The sequence below is a fragment of the Escherichia sp. E1V33 genome (assembly GCF_004211955.1).
Taxonomy (GTDB): Bacteria; Pseudomonadota; Gammaproteobacteria; order Enterobacterales; family Enterobacteriaceae; genus Escherichia.
In genome coordinates this window covers 159,099-180,799 of the sequence record NZ_RHJI01000004.1, presented here as the reverse complement: position 1 = coordinate 180,799, position 21,701 = coordinate 159,099, and the positions used below count along the sequence as shown (strand labels likewise).

The window sequence follows — 21,701 nt, the reverse complement described above, 5'->3', positions numbered from 1 at the left end:
TAGACCCAGAGAGTGGAGAAATTCACACGCTGCGGCGTACTCTCCCAATCCATCACAGGTGAGAGCCCTGTAAAAAACATTCTCATTGCAGACAAGGATTTTATATGGAACTCCAGGAATGGATTCCTGCTGATTCTCAAGCCACGCAGACAGGGCCGAATCATATGGCGGCAGATTCAAACTGTCTTTCATCTTGAATAATTTATGTTGCATCACAGCACCTTTTTAACACTCAACTTTGTGGGAGGCTACACGACCAATGTTATGGAATCAAAAAGAAAGTCGACAGATGATACATGACGGAGGGGCATTAGATATTACTTTTGCTTATCCGTGGAATGCTCCACGGTCGGCTATAGCCAGCCCATACCTTACTTACGAGCAACAGCATCGCCGCGACCGTATGTTCGCGGCTTTGCTGCATGCGAAAAAGGTGCTTTCTCTCCAGCCCGACTGCGTGCGGTTAGATGTTTATCGCACTGCGGCAGTGCTGGAGCAAAATCAGGGCATTCAACGAGCCAATGCCTTTTTGATCAGCTTCTGCAAAAAGGCATTGCCGCGTCTTGAGTTGGTCGCAAAAAAATACGAATGCGCGGGTATCAACAGCAAGGTTTCAACCTCTGTTTTTGGAAGTCATTTTGATACCCAGCTTATGCAATATCTGGCGTCACGCATGGTTCATATGGTCGCCCGATATAACCGCCTCCCGGATATGTCGCGCGCTGATGTTGACCTGTTGGCCGCCGATATTGCTAATTTCATTCGTGGTGAACTTGCCAGCATTAATGACCACGGATTCGGCGAGCTTAAAACGCTGTACACCTGGTATAATCGTGCTGGCTTTATTTCCCTCCAGTTCAACGTTATCCCACCCCATTGGGATCGGGTTGCAAAAAAATATGTCGGCGCGGATGAAATCGCACCGGCTATCGCCAAGATGTTTAACGATGGGTGGTGGCGTGGTCGTTTGCGCCGGGTTGCAGCTACATGGCGCGAACACCTGCAAATTGCAGTCGGCAACGTCAGCAAGAAAAAAAACACCTATGCGAGTAAAAACTGCGTGACTGACTGGCGTGAACAAAAGCGCCGAACTCGTGAATTTCTCAAAGGTCTGGATCTCGAAGACGAAGACGGCAACCGTATCAGCCTAATTGAAAAATATGATGGCTCAGTTGCTAACCCTGCGATTCGCCGCTGTGAGCTCATGACCCGCATTCGTGGGTTTGAAAACATCTGTAATGAGCTCGGTTATGTCGGTGAGTTTTACACTCTAACCGCGCCGTCAAAATATCACGCCACGACTAAAGCCGGTTACCGTAACAGCAAATGGAGCGGTGCCAGCCCGGCTGACACGCAAAACTATCTAACCGGTATCTGGGCGCGTATCCGTGCCAAACTACATCGGGAAGATGTCCGTATTTTCGGTATTCGTGTCGCCGAGCCCCATCACGACGGCACTCCACACTGGCACATGCTGATGTTCATGCTGCCGGAAGATGTTGAATATGTTCGCTCCATCGTCCGTAAATACGCATGGAAAGAAGACCGCCACGAACTGAAAAGCGATAAATCCAAAAAAGCACGTTTCCACGCCGAGTCCATTGACCCGGAGAAAGGCAGCGCAACCGGCTATGTTGCTAAATACATCTCAAAAAATATCGACGGTTATGCTCTCGATGGTGAAACCGATGATGAAAGCGGTGAGCTGCTGAAAGAGACAGCCCCCGCCGTTTCAGCATGGGCTGCGCGCTGGCACATCCGTCAGTTTCAGTTTATTGGTGGTGCGCCGGTGACGGTTTACCGTGAGTTGCGTCGCCTCGCTGATACCGAAACCGCGCACGGGCTGAGCGTTGAGTTTGCCGCCGTCCATGATGCCGCCGACGCTGGTGACTGGGCTGGTTATGTTAATGCTCAGGGTGGGCCGTTTGTCCGTCGCGATGATTTACAGGTGCGCACACTGTATGAACCGCGTACCGAGCTTAATCAGTACGGTGAGGAAATGGTATGTATTAAAGGGGTCTACGATTCCTCCATAGGTGCAGGAAGCCCGATTTTAACCCGGCTCACTCAGTGGAAGATTGTTCCGAAGCGTGCTGTTGATTTGGCCGTTGACCTTCAGGACGGCAAAGCCGTCCCTCGGAGTTCTGTCAATAACTGTACGGGAAGCGAAAGCGATCCACCGATACTGGATTTAACAAAACCACTGAGTCGGCGTGAAAGACGAGAGTTGACCAACCGACTCAGGAAGCAAAAGCCAGCAGCACGGCGAAAATTCGTCCACGGAACGGATGAGCAAAACGCAGCTATAGCGAAAACTATCGAAGAGATACATTTGACAACCGGCATTAATATCAGCCGGGGCGAAGCTCTGCACCTGATGGCCGGTGGTAAAAGTTGTTTTGATGGTAAATGGCTACGCGGAACGGCCAAAGGAGAAATATTTTCCACAGCACCATCGCATGAGGCTAAAGCCAGGAAAATCCTTAATCGTGTTGCTGCGATAGCTGAAGCATCAAAACCAATATCAGAGTAATTTATATCCATATCATGTACATACGACAATCGCCCTATTCGTTTTTTTTCTTCCCATCTTTTACCAATACGTGCTACTGTATAAACATACAGTAACCCTGTAGGAGGGATTCCATGGTTGACGAACATTTCAGCCGAACGCAGCAAAAGTGGGCTTGTGTGCAATTTATTGCCGAGGTATCTCTGATTGCAAACTGCAAGCCATCAGACTTAAAGCTCGCGCTCACTCTCATTGCAGACCTAGCAAACAGCGAGAATAACGAAACCGAAGATGATAATTTTTATAAGGCTGATTAGATTATGAGAATCAATATCACGTTGGATAAAGAACAAAAATTAGGGCAACAGATCATTGATGCTTTTCAGAATGAAATAACACATCGAGTACAATGCGTTTTTCCTGCAATAAAAGTTAACGTCAAGAAAGGGTCAATGACTGGTGTAGAGGTTATCGGATTCGATAAAGAAGCAGACAAAGAAACATTAAGCGGCATATTACAAGAGATTTGGGAAGACGATAGCTGGCGTTAAACATGATAACCGTGTTGGCGCAAAAACTAGCTTTTTGCGTCGACGGAGTTGAGTAACGAGCCCACGAGGCTTTAGTCCTGCCTTTCAAAATTTCTCAATGTGCTATTGATGACACGCCAGTGATGAATGAGGCATGACCTGAGAGGGTTTTATAGTGGCGTTTTGACGGCACTGATTAAAATTCATTGAGGGTGATAATATGCATCGACTACCAAGTGAAATACCGCAGCACCAGACCAGAAATATTAAGTTAATGGCTATCGTTCATCGCCTGCAGCAGATAATGGTCAATGAGAATTTGACACCCACCGAGCTGGTCGGGTGTGCCGAAATAGTCAGGGATAATTGCGGCAAGCTGGATAGCATCAGCAGACCGACAAAATACGCACCTCCACCACGTCGACGATAGCAAACGTCGTCAGCGCTGAAACTCGCTTTCAGTGCTGACGGGGTTGAACAACGAGCCCCGCGAGGCGTTAGCTGGTTACCAGATTGACACCGAGGGTAAGCAGGTTTGTCACCGCACCGGCAATCACTCCCGGCGTCCCGTCTTTCACTGCACTGATAATCTTATCGCCCATTGTTTCATTACCGCCGAGCGCCTCGGGCTTTTTGTTAAGCACGGCGAGTGCTTTCTCGGTCAGGCGCACATCATAAAAATAGGTCTGGTGGTCTGTTCCGTACTGGATGTAGCCGTTTTCACTGAGAAAAGTGAATGTACCCTCAACCACACTGCGCAACTGATTCAGTGCTTTCATTTCCGGTGAGTTAAGTTGGTCAAAGTAGTCATCAGGTAGCGCGGCGTTAAATTTTTCGTAGGTAATGACCTGTGGCACCGGGAAGTTATCCCATAACACCGCAAAGATTTCCGCCGTCTGCTGGTTAAATAATTCGAGGTTTTTGGACATGCATAATTCCCTTTCATCGATAGACCCATTTGCCGATTGGGCAAAAAAGCTGACTGTAATGGCTTTAAATAACGACCTGAGCTCTCGCGAGGTGGAAAGCTACACCGCAAAAATGGTAGAGCACGCCAGTAAAGATGAGCTTACGACCATTATCAAACACCTGTTAAACCACATCAGAATGCACAAATAAAAGGATCTATATCAATATGTTATCTCTCGTTTATGAAAATCCGTGGACGACAATTTTTCTGCTGATTGTTGCCAGCATGTGCCTCAATAGTGTTATCAGCGCATTGCGCGGCCAGTAATCGCGACAAAATCAGACCGAAACCGGCACCGCGAATGCCGGTTTTTTTTATGCCATTTTTACGCGATTTCCCTGTTTTTTAGCCGTGCATGCAACAGGTGCATGGTTTTGCATGCGCCGGGGGGGCCCGTTCTGGCCGTGCGCCGCCTGAGCTGGCGCGGATCCAGAGTGATCATGCAACTGCATTAAAACCGCCCTATAAAGCGGGCAGGCGTGGCGGGGAAAGCATTGCGCGCCAGCAGTGGTGCGTAATAATAAAAATTATCCTCTGAGCGCGTCGTGATGGCGCTGTCGTGTCGCTGCTGGTTCGTTGGTGGTTGGGTGTGTTCGTGCGCGTGAGACGCATCTGATGCGTGATGGTGGTGTGCATGGAAAAGCCACCAGGAGCAGCGGCTTTACAGGAGTGGCAGGATTCAAACTGCTAATTATGTTTCTACTATGATTAAACTAATTTACATGTATGTAGAGTTCACCGTCGCCAGACCAATCGGGACACTCTAAAACAAGCCCAAACTGCTTGAATATTTCATCAATGATTATTGTTATCTCCCGAAAATCATTAAAACCTGTAATGTGCTGGTCATTAAACTTCCCATAAAGATTCTGAAAAGCAATGCCTAATTCTGATAATTGATATCTTATCTTTGAGTTGGATAGTGTAAGGGATAGCTTTGGATCGTATTCTTTAATATTGATGTTTAGAGAATGGACATAACCCATCGCATAAGCATAAGAGTTGATGATTAGCCTGATACGTTTTTTTACTTCGAGATACATGTCATTCAGAGAAATATTACCGTACTTATAACCCCAGATGAGTTTTTCAATCTCGTCAGATACTTCATTTACAACAGTGTCAAGATTCTCTAAAAATAAATCGATAGTTTCTTGAGGGGCAGACCCCGAAGACATGTAATTAGCGAGATATTCAGACCATGCACGCGTGGCTGAGATAAGAAGCGCGCTACCATACTCGTTGACTGTAAAGTTTTGGGCTAAGCATGTTAGTAAGTTTTTTTCATGTACGTGCACTAATTCATGGTGAATGCGATGGAAGACTGCGAGGTATCCTTCTTCTTTCAGTTTTAAGAAGCTACCATCATTGAAAAGCTCAACAAAAAAATCAATCGATAGCACAAGGGTATATTCTTCACATAGCCCATCATTGCCAATTTTTGTTACTAACTGCCCGACGGCTGCGCCCTGCTTGCTATTGGTAAATGAACTAGGGGATTTGTGTTGGTAAGAGGATGTTACCTTTTGAAGAGCTTCACTGAAGTTATAGGAAACAATCACGCATTTTAATTTTGAGATATCAAGATTGAGATTTTTTGTTAAAGTTCGGATAGCTTCTAGTGTGAAATTACCGATATTATTTGCTTCTTGCTCAGTAGCGAAACCTTCGAGGGTTATTTTAAAATCAGTTTCCAAAAGATTAATCTCCGCGCCCATTGTTTTGATATTCGATGCACTATAGCTTTCGCAGATTGCATCTTCAATAATGAGCGCAGAGATTGTGGCGGCCTAAGTTATTCCGGGTTGTCGAGGGTATACTCTTTGAACCTGATGACCTCCATGCCGAGCCAGTCGTTTACCTCCCTGAACCTGTCCTGCAGGGGTGACAGTTCGTTACGCACAAATACCTTTGCCACCTTCTCAACGTCACCGAGTGAACCGATATTCTCGGGCTTGCCGCCCATGAGCTGGAACGGCACGCGGTGCGCGTCCATCAGGTCGGCAGCGCTGGCTTTTTTAATGTTGAAAAAGTCATCCTTTGTGGCGACCTCGCTCAGCGGCACGATTTTGATGCCGTCCGGTTTTCCGCCGGGTGCGTAGAAAAACAAGTTCTTAAAGTTGCCGAGCCCTTTCGAGTTGCGCATCGCCTCGCGCAGCGATTCGACGTCGGTCGCGCTCTGCGCCGGGTCGGTCACATACATGATGTAACCCGCATGCGCGCCGTTCTGGTAATACTTGCGGCGGAACAGCGTCGCGGCTTCATTCAGCCAGGCGGAATTAAGCGCGCTGAGATATTCAGGCAGGCCGTAAATTTCCTGATTAATGTCGGGCTCAAGCAGGTGAAACACGGTATCAGGCGCGAACTCATGCGGCCGCGTGAAGTTTTCCACAAACCAGAAAATCGAGTCGTCGACCCCGCGCCGGGTGTATTTGGCCGGTGAGGCCAGTAGCTTGATTAACTGGCCGGTGACGCTGTTGCGCTGCTCAAGAAAGGCATTGCCGAAGACCAGATAGTCGAGTGCAAAGCGGCTGAAATCCTGACGGGATAGCAACGGGTGCGGAATGTAGGTGCTTGCGAGTACGTTGCGCTTAACATAAATCGGTGAGCTGTGATGCACGGCAGAGCGCAGGCTCTTTGCCAGCCCGGAGAAGCTGACTGGCGGCTCGTACCATTTGCCGTTACTGATGCACTCGACGTAATCCAGAATATCGCGCTTATCGAGTACCGGCACCGGCTCGCCGAAGGTGAACGCTGTCGTTTTTGGCGGTGCGCTGGCGGTAAGTTGTTGTGGCTTGCTGGCCTTCTGCGCGGCGGCTTTACGTGATTTTTGCTTACCCATTTTAGTTGAACTCCAGAATAGATTTAGGCTGCATGCCGCTACCGGCGGAAAGCGGTTCGTTTAACAGGGCGTGCATAGTCGCCCATGCGATATCGGCGTGACTGGCTTCCTCGGTGCGGCTGGCCTCGTACGTGGCGCTGCGCCCGCTGCTGGTCATGGTTTTACGGATGGACATAAACGACTGCGTGACGTCGGTCGCACCGGCGTCATACTCCAGACAGCCACGGCGAATGGTGTCTTTTGCCTTGAGCACCATCGCAGTTTTCATCTCAGGTGTGTAACGGATGCCGCGTGCCGCCGGATAGAATGAGCGCACCAACTGGAACACGCCGAGACCGAGGCCGGTTGCGTCAATGCCGATGTATTCGACGTTGTATTTCTCGGTCAGTTTGCGGATGCCCTCGGCCTGAGCGGCAAAGTCCATACCTTTCCACTGGTGACGCTCCAGCATGCGGAACTTGCCACCCGAGACCACCGGCGGCGCGAGTACGACGCACCCGGCACTGTCGCCGGTGTGTGAGGGGTCGTAACCAATCCAGACAGGGCGCGAGCCGAACGGATGGTCGGCGAACGGGGCAAAGTCCTCCCATTCCTCCATCACGTCGACCATGCAGCGCTGTAGCTCCTCGAACGGGAATACCGACGCTTTATCGTCGACAAACTCGCACATAAACAGGTTATTAAAGTCCTCATCACTGTTTTCGCGTTTGAGCTGGTCGAGGTCGAACAGAGTGCAGCCACCGATAAGGGCGTCCTCAATAGTGACAATCTGCCGCCACTGGCCATCGTCGCAGAACTGACCACCGGCGAGCGCGCTGTGACTGATGTCGATTTCGATGCGGTCGGCAATACGGCTGCGCCCCTTGTTGAACAGCTCGCCAGACCAGAAGGGGTAAGCGCCGTGCGCCAGCGTGGAAGGTGTCGAAAAGTAGGTTGAGCGCAGGTGCTTTTGCGAGGCCATGCCCGACGCGACTTTGCGCAGCTTCTGAAAATTCGGGATCCAGAATATTTCATCGACATACAGGTCGCCGTTATGGCTCTGCGCGGTGTTGGAATTGGTGCCGAGAAAAATCAGCTTTGCGCCGTTGTTGCCGATGACAATCGGGTCGCCGGTCAGGTCGACGTCGACCAGCCGCGCAAACTGGATGATGTACTCGCGGAACACGTAAGCCTGCGTTTTACTGGCCGACAGAAAGATTTGGTTATGTCCGGTCTTGAGTGCGCGCAGCAGTGCCTCACGGGAGAAATAGAACGTCGCGCCAATCTGGCGGGATTTGAGAATGTCACGAATACGGTGCGCCAGTCCTGCGCGGTACCACTGCAACTGGTACTCGAAAGACTGGTCGAAAAATAATTCCTCCAGTTTATCGATAGCCTCGTCGCTGAAAAAATTCTTTTTCGGCTTTTTGCGCTCCCCTTTGTTGCGGTTGGCGACGTTGGGGTTAAGGTCGGCTTCGTTGCCGGTCTGGCTGTAGCGGTTGACGCGCGCCAACCGTTCAATCTGCCGTCCGAGCAAGTCAATCTCTTTGAAATCACCTCCTGTCTTTTGCGGCTTGGCGATGAGCTGAATCAGCCTGGCCTCAAGGCTGCTTTCAACGCGGGAAATCGGCGCGATGCCGTCCCAGCCGTCGCGCTGCTTCCAGCTCTGCACGGTCGGGCGCTTGACCTGCAGCATTTCGGCAATCTGTGGCACGGAAAACCCCTGCCAGTAAAGCAGCGATGCCTGTCGTCGCGGGTCATGCAACAAGGTTGTATCGGTGGAAATGGTCATTGATGCCTCGCCGTAGTGGATTCAGGACAAGGCTACTTAATGGCCGTCAGTGATTCGCTAAGGTGCTGTTGTGTGGGAGATTGTCCAGCCGTCATTAGTGGTCTGGTGTGCCCGGAGTCTGGAAACTGGCGTTGACCAGTAACCCCAACCTCAGGACTCCTGACAATGGCAAAAAAAGTCTCAAAATTCTTTCGCATCGGCGTCGAGGGTGACACCTGCGACGGTCGCATTATCAGCGGTAACGATATTCAGGAAATGGCCGAATCGTTTGACCCTCGCGTCTACGGTTGCCGCATTAACCTTGAGCATATTCGCGGTCTCTTTCCTGATGGCGACTTCAAACGCTTAGGCGATGTAGTTGAACTGAAAGCCGAAAAGATTGACGACGATTCGGCGCTTAACGGCAAATGGGCATTGTTCGCCAGAATCACCCCGACCGATGACCTGATCGCGATGAATAAAAAATTGCAGAAGGTCTACACCTCAATGGAAATTCAGCCGAATTTTGCCAATACCGGCAAATGCTACCTCGTCGGCCTTGCGGTCACCGACGACCCGGCGAGCCTCGGCACTGAATACCTCGAATTCTGCCGCACCGCGAAGCACAACCCCCTGCAGCGCTTTAAGGCCAACCCTGAAAACGTCTTTTCCGCTGCCACGCTGGCCGAACTGGAATTTGAAGACGTTCCCGACACGGTGCTAAACAGCCTGGCCGATAAGGTGAAAGCCATTTTTAGCCGTAAGCAGGTCAGCGACGATGCACGCCTGAATGATGTGCATGAAGCGGTGACCACCGTCAGTGAGCATGTGCAGACCAACCTGACCTCACAGGACGAGCGCCTTTCCGCTATGGAAACCGCGTTTGCCACTTTCAAACAGGAACTGACCGGCAAGGTTGAAGAAACCAGCCAGGCATTTTCCGCCCTGAAAACCACCCTCGACAAAACCGAAAGTTTCAGCCAGCCGCGACGCACGAAAGCAAGCGGCGGTGGTGGCGATGAGCTGCTGACCGACTGCTGATAAACCGCAGACCGACACCGGGCGGCAACCCCGCCCAACCGATTAATTCAAACAGGAAATACTATGCGTCAGGAAACCCGTTTTAAGTTCAATGCCTATCTGACCCAGCTCGCCAAACTGAACGGCATCAGCGTTGATGACGTCAGCAAAAAATTCACCGTCGAGCCGTCCGTTACACAAACGCTGATGAACACCGTGCAGGCGTCATCCGCATTTTTGCAGACGATTAACATTCTGCCGGTCGCAGAAATGAAGGGTGAGAAAATCGGCGTCGGTGTGACCGGCACCATCGCCAGCACGACCGACACATCGGGCGACAAAGAGCGCCAGACCGCAGATTTCACCGCGCTTGAGTCCAACAAGTACGAGTGCAATCAGATTAACTTTGACTTCCACCTGACCTATAAACGCCTCGACCTGTGGGCGCGTTTTCAGGACTTCCAGCGCCGCATCCGCGACGCCATTGTCCAGCGTCAGGCACTGGATTTCATCATGGCCGGGTTCAACGGTACCACCCGCGCTGATACCTCAGACCGCAGCAAAAACCCGATGCTGCAGGATGTGGCCGTCGGCTGGCTGCAGAAGTACCGCAACGAAGCCCCGGCGCGCGTGATGAGCAAAATCACCGCTGAGGGCGGTAGTGTTATTTCTGACGTGATTCGCGTCGGTAAGAATGGCGACTATGAGAACCTCGACGCACTGGTGATGGACGGTACCAACACCCTGATTGACGAGATTTATCAGGATGACCCGAAACTCGTTGCTATCGTTGGCCGTAAGCTGCTGGCCGACAAATATTTCCCGCTGGTGAACAAGCAGCAGGAAAACACCGAGTCGCTCGCGGCGGATATCATCATCAGCCAGAAGCGCATCGGCAACCTGCCTGCCGTGCGCGTGCCGTATTTCCCGGCGAATGCGGTATTCGTGACCACGCTGGAAAACCTCTCTGTCTACTTCATGGATGAGAGCCACCGCCGCAGCATTGATGAGAACCCGAAAAAAGACCGCGTGGAAAACTACGAGTCGATGAATATCGACTATGTGGTCGAGGCATATGCCGCCGGGTGTCTGCTGGAAAACATCACCCTGGGCGATTTCACCGCACCAAAAACACCGGAAAGCGGAGAGTAAGCCCATGACGAGCCCCGCACAGCGTCACATGATGCGGGTCTCGGCCTCTCAAGCCGCGCAGCGGGAACAAGCCCCGCTGCGCCATGCAACCGCCTACGAGCAGATGCTGGTAAAGCTGGCCGATGACCGCCGCACGTTAAAAACCATCCGTTCAAACGAACTGAAAGCCGCGAAAAAGCGCGAGCTGCTGCCGTTCTATGCGCCGTGGGTTGCCGGTGTGCTGGCTGATGGCCGTGGCGCGCAGGATGACATTCTGATGACCGTCATGCTGTGGCGTCTCGATGCTGGTGATATCGCTGGCGCGCTGGAGATTGCGCCCTACGCGCTGAAATACGGCCTCACCTCAGACCATCGTCGCACCACACCTTACATGCTGGTTGAAGAAGTGGCGCTTGCCGTGCTGCGCCTGCGCGATGCCGGTGAGCCTGTCGACCTCGCATTACTGCTGACCACCCTCAGCCTGACCGACACCGCTGACGTTCCCGATATGGTGCGCGCCCGCCTGCATAAGGTGACCGGCCTGACCCTGCGAGATGCCGGTCAGAGTGCCGAAGCGCTGGCGCAGTTTCAGCGCGCGATGCAGCTCGACCGCAATGCCGGTGTGCGCAAAGAGATTGAGCGACTGGAGCGGGCATTGAAGCCTAAGCCCGATGCCACGCCCCGTAAAACGACTAAACCGCGCACGCGCAAACCTGCCACCAAACCGGCGGCAAAGCGCGGGCGTCCACCAAAGGCGGTAAAAACCGCCGGTTAACTAAACGCTCCCCGAGCCGGGCGGCACGCCGGTCAAAGCGGGTTTTGACCCTGACGGCGACCGGCGTCCACCGCCCAACCTAATGAGGTTGTCATGACGACAGTAATACTGAATCAGCCCGACGAACCGCAGGACGTACCGGGCGTGGTGATTCCCGCACCGGAGACGGGCGACGCAGTGATTAAAAACACGTTCTTTTTCCCTGATGTGGATCCGAAGCGGGTGCGCGAACTGATGCGCCTTGAGCAGACGGTTTCCGATGCGCGCCTGCGCAACGCCATCAAGACCGGCATGGCGGAAACCAATGCGGAGCTTTACGACTACCGGCTGCGCCAGATTGCCGCAGGGTTTAAGACACTGGCCGACGTGCCTGACGCCGAGGAAATCGATGGCGAGAATGTGCGCATTTTCCACTACCTCAGCGCCGTGACGGCGATGGCGACCGCCACCCTGTATGAGCGTTATCGCGGGGTTGAGGCCACCGGCAAGGGTGACAAAAAAGCCGACAGCGTCGAAACCACCATTGATGACCTGTGGCGGGATATGCGCTGGTCGGTCTCGCGCCTGCAGGATAAGCCGCGCTGCATCGTGGGTCAGCTCTGATGAAAGTCTACGCGATGCAGGGCGACACCCTCGACGCGCTTTGCGCCCGGTATTACGGGCGCACTGAGGGCGTGGTCGAGACGGTGCTGCAGGCTAATTCCGGTCTGTCTGAGTTGGGCGTCATTCTGCCGCATGGCACGGCGATTGACCTGCCCGACGTAGCATCGTCACCCGTAACAGAAACTATCAACCTTTGGGAGTAAACCATGACAGAAGGGGAAAAAGGCGTCCTGTCACTGTTTGTGATTGGCGTGATGATTGTTGTCGGGAAAGTGCTGGCAGGTGGTGAGCCCATCACACCTCGCCTGTTTGTCGGGCGCATGCTGCTCGGCGGTTTTGTTTCAATGGTCGCAGGTGTTGTTCTGGTGCAGTTTCCAGATATGTCACTGCCTGCCGTTTGTGGGATTGGATCCATGCTCGGCATTGCAGGTTATCAGGTGGTGGAAATCGCCATTCAGCGCCGCTTTAAGTCACAACAGGGGGATAGCGATGCCGGTCATTAATACTCACCAGAATATCGCCGCATTTCTGGACATGCTGGCCTATTCCGAAGGGACGGCGACGCATCCGCTGACGAAAAATCGTGGTTACGACGTCATTGTCACTGGCCTTGATGGCAAGCCGGAAATTTTCACCGACTACACCGACCACCCTTTCGCACATGGCAGACCAGCGAAAGTGTTTAATCGACGCGGCGAAAAATCCACGGCATCAGGGCGTTACCAGCAGCTTTATCTCTACTGGCCACACTATCAGAAACAACTCGTATTGCCTGATTTCAGCCCGTTGTCGCAGGACAAACTTGCGATTCAGTTAATCCGCGAGCGCGGTGCCATTGAGGATATTAAGGCGGGGCGTATTGAGCGGGCAATTTCACGTTGCCGCAATATCTGGGCGTCGTTACCGGGTGCCGGTTACGGCCAACGTGAGCACAGCCTCGACAAACTGGTCACCGTATGGCGCACCGCTGGCGGGGTAATGGCATGAAAATCCTGATTACACTTCTGGTGCTGGCTGTGCTCGGGATGTTGTGGTTGCGCCATGAGAACGGCAATTTATCCCGCTCCTTTGAGACAGCAAACCGCGTCGCGAGCGAACAAAAGACGACGATTGGCATGCTGAAAAATCAGCTCAGTGTTGCCGGTCAGCTTGCCAGACGTAATGAGTCTGCGCAGGTGGCACTGCGTGAACAGCTCGCAAAGGCCAGCGAGGAAGCCAGCCGCCGTGAGCAGACGATAACGAGGTTACTTAATGAAAATGAAGCCTTTCGCCGCTGGTATAACGCTGCTCTGCCTGACGTTGTGCGTCGGCTGCACACCCGCACAGCCTGCGCCAGTGCCGGTGATTGTGGTCAGCGGATGTCCGAGGGTAAGCCTTTGCCCGATGCCGGGAAGTGACCCGAAAACCAATGGTGACCTGAGTGCAGATATCCGCCGCCTAGAGGGCGCGCTGACCGCCTGCGCGCTGCAGGTCAAAACCGTCAAACACTGTCAGGATGAACTCGATGCAGAAGCACAAAAGCCTGCGCAAAGCGTTGATTAATGCAGTGCCGCAGCTCCGAAATAACCCCGATATGCTGCGCCTGTTTGCCGACAACGGCCATACCGATTCCCGACTGGCGAGCTCGCTGTCGTTTGAAAAGGTGTATGTGCTTAACATGGTGGTGACCGACTTCACCGGCGACCTCGATTTGATATTCGTGCCGGTGCAGGCGTGGCTGCGTGAACATCAACCGGACATTATGACCACCGACGACGGGCGGGAAAAAGGATTCACCTGGATTATTGATATCAATAACGACGATTCGCTCGATATCAGTATCAGCCTGAGGCTCACCGAGCGCACGCTCGTCAAAGAGGTCGACGGTGCTCTGCATGTCAGCTATGCCCCTGAACCGCCGCTGCCAGAGCCGGTGACGCGCCCGGTCGAGCTGTACGTTAACGGCGAACTGGTGAGTAAGTGGGATGAGTGAGTTAACCGCACTGCAGGAACGTCTTGCCGGTCTGATTGCCAGCCTGTCACCGGCGGCGCGTCGGCAAATGGCGGCTGAGATTGCGAAAAAGTTGCGTACCAGTCAGCAACAGCGCATCCAGCGCCAGCAGGCACCCGACGGCACCCCATATTCGGCACGAAAGCGCCAGCCGGTGCGGGGCAAGAAAGGTCGAATTAAGCGTGAAATGTTCGCCAAACTGCGCACCAATCGCTTTATGAAAGCCAAAGGCAGCGACAGTGCGGCGGTGGTGGACTTTACCGGCAAGGTGCAGCGCATGGCACGGGTGCATCAGTACGGCCTAAAAGACCGGCCAAACCGCAACAGCCGGGATGTGCAGTACGAGGCGCGCCCGCTGCTAGGTATTAACGCTGATGATGTTTCTGTTATTAATGATATTATCATTGGATCTTTATCAAAATAATAGTGTTAAAAGGTAGCGGCGAAAAATGGGTGGTGCATATTTATTCGATTTATTAAAGGACATGCTGCCAGTTTTATCAGGCCTGCTAGGAGTGTTGGGTGTTCTCAATGTGTTTAAAACTTCGAATAATCGCCTTAGCTTTTGGGGATGGCTGGCTGTTTTTGTAATTGTGATCTCCACGATTGCAACACTGCTATTAGCAAAAAAGGAAAAAAATGATAATGAGCGGGAAAAGATACAATTCCAAAACAAAATAGATAACATATTAAGAGACGTAGCCAAGGCTCGTGAGCCAATAGGGGAAGTCTCCATAACCTATTGGTCGCTGCTTCCTGATTCGAATCAACTGGTTCGAAAATACAAAGACTATCTTAATGAAAAAGCAAGAGGTGAGGTCGAAAATTTTTCACTCCATAACCTAACGAAGACTAATAAAGATTATTTCGGGACTACAATCGGTTTGGATGGGAAGCTCGCCGTTTTTAGCATTGATGAAAAAAACAAGTATTGGCCCTCGGGTTCTTTCTCTGAAATCGGTCTTTTGGCCTCAAATTTTTCAATAATGCTCTGTATCAATTCCAAACACACTAATGCTAAGGATGTGCGTTTTACCATAGGGGCAAGGAACAACTTAGATTGGTGTGCTCTTGCCTTGCTGCCAGGAACAAGTGATATCTTTTATGACGTCAAAAAAGATAAAATTGGATTGGCAACAACCATTACATATGACAAAAAATGGGTGTATTCCAATGGTGTTATTTCCTCGGTTAGAGATTTCTTCGGCTCGGATGTCTTTTTTGTTCTTCCCTCTACAGATTCTCGATTTTTGAATGACTATCTAAAGTCCATAGGAGCACCTCAGACGCTTATAGCGTCAAATAAAATAAAGTCCGAGATCATTGCTGGTATGAGCACAGAGTCAGTGAGCGTCAAAATGGGGGATGGCCAACGTTTTAATATCTCAGGGGAACATCTAAAAAAATATAATTCGAAAGATGGCAGAACTTTTTTCTATATCAAAATGCCTTTGTCAGAAAAAGAAGTTAGTGAGCTCGAAACAAAAAATTAGCACGGACCATTAGTATAGTTTGATTCAGGTTTGTGTCATGCCTCACAGATAGGAAGAAAGTTGTTCATCACTTCTCCTATCTGCATTCTGTCCGTATGAATACTTTAAACAATATCCAAGAACTAGCCCGCGCGATTCGCAACCTCATCCGCTCAGGCGTGGTGACGGAAGTCGACACCGTAGAGGGGCTGTGCCGCGTACAAAGCGGCGGGATCCAAACTACATGGCTGAACTGGCTGACCACCCGAGCCGGTCGTTCGCGGACGTGGTGGGCTCCCTCGGTCGGTGAGCAGGTTCTGCTGCTGGCAATCGGTGGCGAGCTTGATACCGCTTTCGTGTTGCCTGGTATTTTCTCCGACGATAACCCCGCCCCTTCAGCCTCGGCGGATGCGTGGCATGTGGTTTTCCCTGATGGTGCGGTCATTGAGTACGAGCCCGAGACCAGTGCGCTGACGGTCAGCGGCATAAAAACGGCCGACGTGACGGCATCGGGATCCATCACCGCAACCGTCCCGCTGGTACTGGTGAAAGCCTCAACCAGTATCACCCTCGACACTCCCGAGGTGATTTGCACCAACAAGCTGACGACAGCGACGCTTGAGGTGCAAAAGGGCGGAACGATGAAAGGCAACATCGAGCATACAGGCGGGTCACTGTCATCTAATGGCAAGGTGCTCCACACCCATAAACACCCCGGCGACAGCGGCGGGACAACGGGTGCGCCGATATGACAGCGCGTTATCAGGGTATGAACCGAAATACCGGCCTCGGCATCAGCGATACCGAGCATATCAGCCAGAGCATGCGCGACATTCTGCTGACGCCGGTCGGCTCGCGGGTGATGCGTCGTGAATACGGCTCGCTCCTGTCAGCGCTGATTGATATGCCGCAAAACCCGGCACTCAGGCTGCAAATTATGGTGGCGTGCTATTCGGCGATCCAGAAGTGGGAGCCGCGCATCAGGCTTACCGCCATCAGCTTTGAGACCGGCGACGCTGGCGAGATGTATGTCGATATTACCGGGATGCGCACTGATACAGGTGCGTCAGTTTCAACCACTGTTTCACTGAGTTAAATCACTATGGCAACCGTTGACCTGAGTCAGTTACCCGTTCCCGACGTGGTTGAGGAACTGAACTATGAAACCATCCTTGCGGAACGCATCGCGACGCTGATTTCGCTTTATCCCGAAGACCAGCAGGAGGCCATTGCCCGGACGCTCGCTCTTGAGTCAGAGCCGATTGTTAAGCTGTTGCAGGAAAACGCCTACCGTGAAGTTATCTGGCGTCAGCGGGTGAACGAAGCCGCGCAGGCGGTGACGCTGGCCTACTCCGCCGGTAACGACCTCGACGTCGTAGCCGGGAACAATAATACCGAACGCCTGACCATCACCCCGGCGGATGACACCACCATCCCGCCGACACCTGCCGTTATGGAGTCTGATACCGACCTGCGACTGCGCACGCAACAGGCATTTGAGGGATTGAGCGTGGCGGGTCCGGTCGGTGCATATGAGTATCACGGTCGCAGCGCCGACGGGCGGGTCGCTGACGTTTCGGTCGCCAGCCCGTCGCCAGCCTGCGTGACGATTACCGTGCTATCACGTGAGGGTGACGGCACTGCCAGCCCTGAGCTACTGGCGATTGTTGATAAAGCTCTGAACGCCGAAGATGTGCGCCCGGTGGCTGACCGGGTGACCGTCCAGTCAGCCGAGATTGTGCCGTACCAGATTGACGCGACGATCTACGTTTACCCCGGCCCCGAATCTGAACCCATCAGGCAGGCGTCAGAGCAGAAGCTGCAGAGCTACATCAGCGCGCAGCACCGCCTCGGGCGAGATATTCGCCTGTCCGCCATTTATGCAGCGCTGCATGTTGAGGGAGTGCAGCGTGTCGAACTGGCATCACCACAGGCCGACATTGTGCTGAGTAAGTCGCAGGCGTCGAACTGCACCGAGTACCAGATAACTACCGGGGGCTCGGATGAGTGATCGGCTGTTACCCGTTGGCTCGTCGCCGCTGGAAGTTGCCGCCGCTGCTGCACTCTCTGAGATTCAGCGCGTGCCGGTACCGTTGCGCACCCTGTGGAACTGGCGTACTTGCCCGGTAAACCTGCTGCCGTATCTGGCGTGGGCGCTATCGGTCGACAGGTGGGATGAGAAGTGGCCGGAGGCGACAAAGCGCAGCGTCTGCGCATCCTCGTTTTTCGTCCATCAGCACAAAGGCACCATCAGCGCATTGCGTCGGGTGGTCGAGCCACTCGGCTTTCTGATTGAGGTGCGCGAATGGTGGCAGCTCAATGAGGAGCCAGGAACATTCCGTCTCGTTGTCGGCGTGCTCGACAGCGGTATTACTGACGAAATGTATCAAGAGCTTGAACGCCTGATTGAAGATGCCAAACCGGCAAGCCGCCACCTGACCGGGCTGGCTATCAGCCTGAGTGCAACCGGCGAGCTGTATGTCGGCGCGGGATGTTACGACGGTGACGCGCTGACCGTTTACCCCTACACCCCCGAGGAAATTGTCGTCGGCGGTGAATATTACCCGGCCTCGGCCATCCATTTGATTGATAACCTGAGAGTGAACGCATGACCGCAAAATATTTTGCCATTCTGACCAATCAGGGCGCGGCGCGGCTGGCGAACGCGGCGGCACTCGGTACCAGACTCAACCTGACGCAAATGGCCGTCGGTGATGCGAATGGTACGCTGCCGACCCCTGACCCGGCGCAGACAAAGCTCATTAACCAGAAGCGCATCGCGCCGCTGAACCTTCTGACTGTTGACCCGGCCAATACCAGCCAGATTATCGCGGAGCAGATTATTCCCGAGAATGAGGGCGGTTTCTGGATCCGCGAGATTGGTCTCTACGATGACGACGGTATTCTAATTGCCGTAGCGAACTGCCCGGAGACCTACAAGCCGCAACTGCAGGAGGGAAGCGGCCGCACGCAGACCATTCGCATGATTCTGATTGTGTCGAGCACATCGGCAATCACCCTGAAAATTGATCCATCAGTCGTGCTGGCAACCCGTCAGTATGTTGACGACAAGATTATCGAGGTGAAAGCCTATGTTGATGACCTGATGGCAACACATCTCGCTACTGCCGACCCACATTCGCAGTACCTAAAAGCGGCAGATATTGATAAATATATTCCGGTTGGCTTTCCGCTACCGTGGCCACAGGCAACGCTGCCGGTCGGCTGGCTGAAATGCAATGGAGCAGCTTTTGATAAGGTGAAATATCCAAAGCTGGCCGTTGTCTATCCGACAGGGGTATTGCCTGATTTGCGTGCTGAATTTCTCCGCGGCTGGGATGACGGGCGCGGCGTTGATGGCGGACGTTCATTACTCAGTTCTCAAGGGGATGCAATCCGCAATATCACGGGTAGTTTGGGATTTATTACGATGGTAGGGAATAGCGTTGCTGACGGGGTATTCACCATCGGTGGGGCGCAGAACATAGTAAATTTAGGCATTGATGGAAATCCGACGACATTAGCCCAATTCGCTTTTTTTAACGCCGCAAATGCGGGCGTACCCGTGGCAGCAGAAAACCGCCCACGAAATATTGCGTTTAATTATATTGTGAGGGCTGCATGATGGCTAAAGCGACACTGAATAAGAACGGCATTGCCACAAAAGCCGGAGACATGACAGTTTATAACTACCACGGTGACACCCGTGAATATCTGGCTTCCTCAGTAGAGTTTCTGGCTGTGGGTGTCGGAATTCCGGCTAACTCATGCATAGATGCGCCGGTCGAAGAAAAAGACGGTTTTATTGTGTGTCGTACGGTCAGTCTTGGCGAATGGGAGTATGTGAGAGACCACCGAGGCGAAACAGCATATGACATGGAAACTGGCCAGCCTGTTAAGATTACCGAGCTAGGTGATTATCCTCCGGGTATGACCACAATCGAACCATTAACACCTTATGACCGCTGGAATGGTAACGCATGGATTACCGATAAGGACGCTCAAAAAGATGATCAGATTGCTGATGCAGAAAAGAAGAGAATCGAATTTCTGGCCAAGGCGAAAAACACTATTAGTCTCTGGCAGACGGAGCTGCAGCTTGGAATTATCGGGGATGCTGACAAAGCAAGCCTCATTGCGTGGATGAAATACATTCAGGCGCTGAACGCGGTCGACACCTCAACGGCACCGGATATCGAGTGGCCGGTTAAACCGGAGTAATGCAGGCGGGCTGATGCCCGTCTTTTTTATGATTTGTTTATGTGCCATCGCCTAGCCATCGCCGACAAATAGCCCCTCACCAGACCAGCCAGGACAATAACACTCGCCCACTAACCACGGAGTTAACCGGATGAGTGATTTTCACCACGGCGTGCAGGTGCTTGAGATTAACGACGGCACCCGCGTCATATCCACTGTTGCAACCGCAATCATCGGCATGATCTGCACGGCCAGCGATGCGGATGCGGCAACCTTTCCCCTCAACGAGCCGGTACTGATTACCAATGTGCAGAGCGCCATTGCGAAAGCCGGAAAAAAAGGCACGCTGGCCGCGTCCCTGCAGGCTATCGCCGACCAGTCAAAACCTGTCACCGTCGTCGTGCGCGTTGCCGAAGGCTCTGGCGATGACGCCGAAGCACAAACTATTTCGAACATCATCGGCGGTACGGATGAGAATGGTAAATACACCGGTATCAAAGCGCTGTTAACTGCCGAAGCGGTAACCGGCGTTAAGCCGCGCATTCTCGGCGTGCCGGGTCTCGATACCAAAGAGGTCGCAGTCGCACTTGCGTCGGTCTGTATCAGCCTACGCGCATTTGGTTACGTCAGCGCATGGGGCTGTAAGACCATTTCCGAAGCGATAGCCTATCGCGAGAATTTCAGTCAGCGCGAACTGATGGTTATCTGGCCTGACTTCCTCGCATGGGACACCACCGCGAACGCCACCGCAACGGCCTACGCCACCGCTCGCGCACTCGGTCTGCGTGCCTACATCGACCAAACCGTCGGCTGGCACAAAACCCTGTCTAACGTCGGCGTGCAGGGTGTCACCGGCATCAGTGCGTCAGTCTTTTGGGATTTGCAGGCATCCGGTACCGATGCTGACCTGCTCAACGAGGCCGGGGTCACAACGCTGGTGCGCAAGGATGGTTTCCGCTTCTGGGGTAACCGCACCTGCTCTGATGACCCGCTTTTCCTGTTTGAGAACTACACCCGCACCGCGCAGGTTCTGGCCGACACGATGGCCGAGGCGCACATGTGGGCGGTCGATAAGCCCATCACCGCATCGCTTATCCGTGACATTGTCGACGGCATTAACGCCAAATTCCGCGAGCTGAAATCAAATGGCTACATCGTGGACGGTGAATGCTGGTTCGACGAGGAATCGAACGATAAGGAAACCCTCAAGGCCGGGAAACTGTATATCGACTACGACTATACGCCGGTTCCACCACTGGAAAGCCTGACCCTGCGCCAGCGAATCACCGATAAATATCTGGTGAATCTGGCCGAATCGGTCAACAGCTAAGGAGCCTGAAACAACATGGCACTACCCCGCAAACTCAAATATCTGAACATGTTCAACGATGGCCTCAGCTACATGGGCGTTGTTGAATCCGTGACGCTGCCGAAGCTGACCCGCAAGCTCGAAAACTATCGCGGCGGTGGTATGAATGGCGCGGCGGCGATTGACCTCGGTCTCGACGATGATGCGTTAACCGTCGAATGGTCTGTCGGTGGCCTGCCCGATGTGACGCTGTGGGCGCAATACGCTGCGCCGGGTGCTGACGCCGTGCCGCTGCGTTTTGCTGGCTCTTACCAACGCGACGACACTGGCGAAATCATCGCGGTCGAGGTGGTCATGCGTGGCCGTCATAAAGAAATCGACGGCGGCGAGAATAAGCAGGGTGAAAACACCTCGACCAAACTGTCGACCGTTTGCACCTATTACCGCCTCACAATTGATGGTAGCGACGTCATCGAAATCGACACCGTCAACATGGTCGAGAAGGTGAACGGCGTCGACCGTCTGGAACAGCACCGCCGCGCAATCGGGCTGTAAATCCCTGACCGGTCAGTGTTACTGGCCGGTTATTAATTCCCT

29 protein-coding genes are annotated in these 21,701 nt (G+C 53.0%); 25 read left to right on the top strand and 4 right to left on the bottom strand.

Annotation, left to right across the window (positions count from 1 at the left end):
- Positions 1-403: 403 nt before the first annotated feature.
- The 4 genes from D9742_RS04375 (at position 404) to D9742_RS23330 (ending at position 3,472) form a co-directional block, all read left to right on the top strand.
- Entirely contained in the window at positions 404-2,533 is a 2,130-nt protein-coding gene (locus tag D9742_RS04375; RefSeq protein ID WP_205712865.1) for a replication endonuclease, read from the top strand.
- A gap of 113 nt (positions 2,534-2,646) precedes the next feature.
- Positions 2,647-2,829, top strand: a complete 183-nt coding sequence (locus D9742_RS04370) for a hypothetical protein (protein WP_019842452.1) — start codon at positions 2,647-2,649, stop codon at positions 2,827-2,829.
- A gap of 3 nt (positions 2,830-2,832) precedes the next feature.
- The gene (locus D9742_RS04365) at positions 2,833-3,063 is read left to right on the top strand and encodes a DinI-like family protein (protein WP_130236101.1); all 231 of its coding nucleotides are present in this window, start codon (positions 2,833-2,835) and stop codon (positions 3,061-3,063) included.
- A 199-nt stretch (positions 3,064-3,262) separates the two neighbouring features.
- Complete coding sequence (locus D9742_RS23330) at positions 3,263-3,472, top strand: hypothetical protein (protein WP_130236100.1); 210 nt, start codon at positions 3,263-3,265, stop codon at positions 3,470-3,472.
- 67 nt (positions 3,473-3,539) lie between these two features.
- Here D9742_RS23330 and D9742_RS04355 read toward each other — a convergent pair whose 3' ends face one another.
- Positions 3,540-3,971, bottom strand: coding sequence for a hypothetical protein (locus D9742_RS04355; RefSeq protein ID WP_130236099.1), 432 nt, complete (start codon positions 3,969-3,971; stop codon positions 3,540-3,542).
- On the opposite strand from D9742_RS04355, the gene D9742_RS23765 reads away from it, so the two are divergent.
- Positions 3,970-4,161, top strand: coding sequence for a hypothetical protein (locus D9742_RS23765; protein WP_130236098.1), 192 nt, complete (start codon positions 3,970-3,972; stop codon positions 4,159-4,161). The two genes, D9742_RS04355 and D9742_RS23765, sit on opposite strands and share 2 nt — an antisense overlap.
- A 564-nt stretch (positions 4,162-4,725) precedes the next feature.
- On the opposite strand, the gene D9742_RS04335 is transcribed toward D9742_RS23765, so the two are convergent.
- The 3 genes from D9742_RS04335 to D9742_RS04325 form a co-directional block, all read right to left on the bottom strand.
- Positions 4,726-5,709 (bottom strand): hypothetical protein, encoded by a 984-nt coding sequence (locus tag D9742_RS04335; RefSeq protein WP_240780489.1) that lies wholly within the window; start codon positions 5,707-5,709, stop codon positions 4,726-4,728.
- A gap of 98 nt (positions 5,710-5,807) precedes the next feature.
- Positions 5,808-6,854 (bottom strand): phage portal protein, encoded by a 1,047-nt coding sequence (locus D9742_RS04330; RefSeq protein WP_130236095.1) that lies wholly within the window; start codon positions 6,852-6,854, stop codon positions 5,808-5,810.
- 1 nt (position 6,855) lies between these two features.
- A complete protein-coding gene (locus tag D9742_RS04325; RefSeq protein ID WP_130236094.1) occupies positions 6,856-8,625 on the bottom strand; it encodes a terminase ATPase subunit family protein in 1,770 nt (589 codons plus the stop codon).
- Between the two features lie 165 nt (positions 8,626-8,790).
- On the opposite strand from D9742_RS04325, the gene D9742_RS04320 reads away from it, so the two are divergent.
- The 20 genes from D9742_RS04320 to D9742_RS04225 all read left to right on the top strand — a co-directional run bounded on the left by D9742_RS04320 (position 8,791) and on the right by D9742_RS04225 (position 21,659).
- Positions 8,791-9,645, top strand: coding sequence for a GPO family capsid scaffolding protein (locus D9742_RS04320; protein WP_130236093.1), 855 nt, complete (start codon positions 8,791-8,793; stop codon positions 9,643-9,645).
- A 63-nt stretch (positions 9,646-9,708) separates the two neighbouring features.
- Complete coding sequence (locus D9742_RS04315) at positions 9,709-10,776, top strand: phage major capsid protein, P2 family (protein ID WP_130236092.1); 1,068 nt, start codon at positions 9,709-9,711, stop codon at positions 10,774-10,776.
- Positions 10,777-10,780: 4 nt separating this feature from the next.
- On the top strand, positions 10,781-11,530 hold the full coding sequence (locus D9742_RS04310; RefSeq protein WP_130236091.1) for a terminase endonuclease subunit: 750 nt from the start codon (positions 10,781-10,783) through the stop codon (positions 11,528-11,530).
- A gap of 93 nt (positions 11,531-11,623) precedes the next feature.
- Positions 11,624-12,133: a head completion/stabilization protein gene (locus D9742_RS04305; RefSeq protein WP_000214251.1), complete on the top strand. Its 510-nt coding sequence runs from the start codon at positions 11,624-11,626 to the stop codon at positions 12,131-12,133.
- Positions 12,133-12,336 carry a tail protein X gene (locus D9742_RS04300; RefSeq protein ID WP_130236090.1) on the top strand — a complete coding sequence of 68 codons (204 nt, stop codon included), beginning with the start codon at positions 12,133-12,135 and terminating at the stop codon, positions 12,334-12,336. The genes D9742_RS04305 and D9742_RS04300 overlap by 1 nt, the downstream gene beginning before the upstream one ends.
- A 3-nt stretch (positions 12,337-12,339) precedes the next feature.
- Positions 12,340-12,636, top strand: coding sequence for a phage holin family protein (locus D9742_RS04295; protein WP_097295586.1), 297 nt, complete (start codon positions 12,340-12,342; stop codon positions 12,634-12,636).
- Entirely contained in the window at positions 12,623-13,120 is a 498-nt protein-coding gene (locus tag D9742_RS04290) for a glycoside hydrolase family 104 protein (protein ID WP_130236089.1), read from the top strand. The genes D9742_RS04295 and D9742_RS04290 overlap by 14 nt, the downstream gene beginning before the upstream one ends.
- Positions 13,117-13,530, top strand: a complete 414-nt coding sequence (gene lysB, locus D9742_RS04285) for an Rz-like lysis system protein LysB (RefSeq protein WP_130236088.1) — start codon at positions 13,117-13,119, stop codon at positions 13,528-13,530. Before D9742_RS04290 ends, lysB begins: the two co-directional genes overlap by 4 nt.
- Entirely contained in the window at positions 13,433-13,675 is a 243-nt protein-coding gene (gene lysC / locus D9742_RS04280; protein WP_240780490.1) for an Rz1-like lysis system protein LysC, read from the top strand. The genes lysB and lysC overlap by 98 nt, the downstream gene beginning before the upstream one ends.
- Positions 13,638-14,105, top strand: coding sequence for a phage tail protein (locus D9742_RS04275; RefSeq protein ID WP_130236086.1), 468 nt, complete (start codon positions 13,638-13,640; stop codon positions 14,103-14,105). Before lysC ends, D9742_RS04275 begins: the two co-directional genes overlap by 38 nt.
- The gene (locus D9742_RS04270) at positions 14,098-14,547 is read left to right on the top strand and encodes a phage virion morphogenesis protein (protein WP_130236085.1); all 450 of its coding nucleotides are present in this window, start codon (positions 14,098-14,100) and stop codon (positions 14,545-14,547) included. The genes D9742_RS04275 and D9742_RS04270 overlap by 8 nt, the downstream gene beginning before the upstream one ends.
- Before the next feature lie 25 nt (positions 14,548-14,572).
- On the top strand, positions 14,573-15,616 hold the full coding sequence (locus D9742_RS04265) for a hypothetical protein (RefSeq protein WP_130236084.1): 1,044 nt from the start codon (positions 14,573-14,575) through the stop codon (positions 15,614-15,616).
- Positions 15,617-15,711: 95 nt separating this feature from the next.
- Positions 15,712-16,347, top strand: a complete 636-nt coding sequence (locus D9742_RS04260) for a phage baseplate assembly protein V (RefSeq protein WP_130236083.1) — start codon at positions 15,712-15,714, stop codon at positions 16,345-16,347.
- Complete coding sequence (locus D9742_RS04255; RefSeq protein WP_000127178.1) at positions 16,344-16,691, top strand: GPW/gp25 family protein; 348 nt, start codon at positions 16,344-16,346, stop codon at positions 16,689-16,691. Before D9742_RS04260 ends, D9742_RS04255 begins: the two co-directional genes overlap by 4 nt.
- 6 nt (positions 16,692-16,697) lie before the next feature.
- Entirely contained in the window at positions 16,698-17,606 is a 909-nt protein-coding gene (locus D9742_RS04250; RefSeq protein WP_130236082.1) for a baseplate assembly protein, read from the top strand.
- On the top strand, positions 17,599-18,207 hold the full coding sequence (locus D9742_RS04245; protein WP_096975215.1) for a phage tail protein I: 609 nt from the start codon (positions 17,599-17,601) through the stop codon (positions 18,205-18,207). Before D9742_RS04250 ends, D9742_RS04245 begins: the two co-directional genes overlap by 8 nt.
- The gene (locus tag D9742_RS04240) at positions 18,204-19,220 is read left to right on the top strand and encodes a phage tail protein (protein ID WP_130236081.1); all 1,017 of its coding nucleotides are present in this window, start codon (positions 18,204-18,206) and stop codon (positions 19,218-19,220) included. The genes D9742_RS04245 and D9742_RS04240 overlap by 4 nt, the downstream gene beginning before the upstream one ends.
- Positions 19,220-19,816, top strand: coding sequence for a tail fiber assembly protein (locus tag D9742_RS04235; RefSeq protein WP_130236080.1), 597 nt, complete (start codon positions 19,220-19,222; stop codon positions 19,814-19,816). Before D9742_RS04240 ends, D9742_RS04235 begins: the two co-directional genes overlap by 1 nt.
- A gap of 130 nt (positions 19,817-19,946) precedes the next feature.
- The gene (locus D9742_RS04230; RefSeq protein WP_130236079.1) at positions 19,947-21,125 is read left to right on the top strand and encodes a phage tail sheath protein; all 1,179 of its coding nucleotides are present in this window, start codon (positions 19,947-19,949) and stop codon (positions 21,123-21,125) included.
- Between the two features lie 15 nt (positions 21,126-21,140).
- Positions 21,141-21,659, top strand: a complete 519-nt coding sequence (locus D9742_RS04225) for a phage major tail tube protein (RefSeq protein ID WP_019842426.1) — start codon at positions 21,141-21,143, stop codon at positions 21,657-21,659.
- Positions 21,660-21,701: the final 42 nt, after the last annotated feature.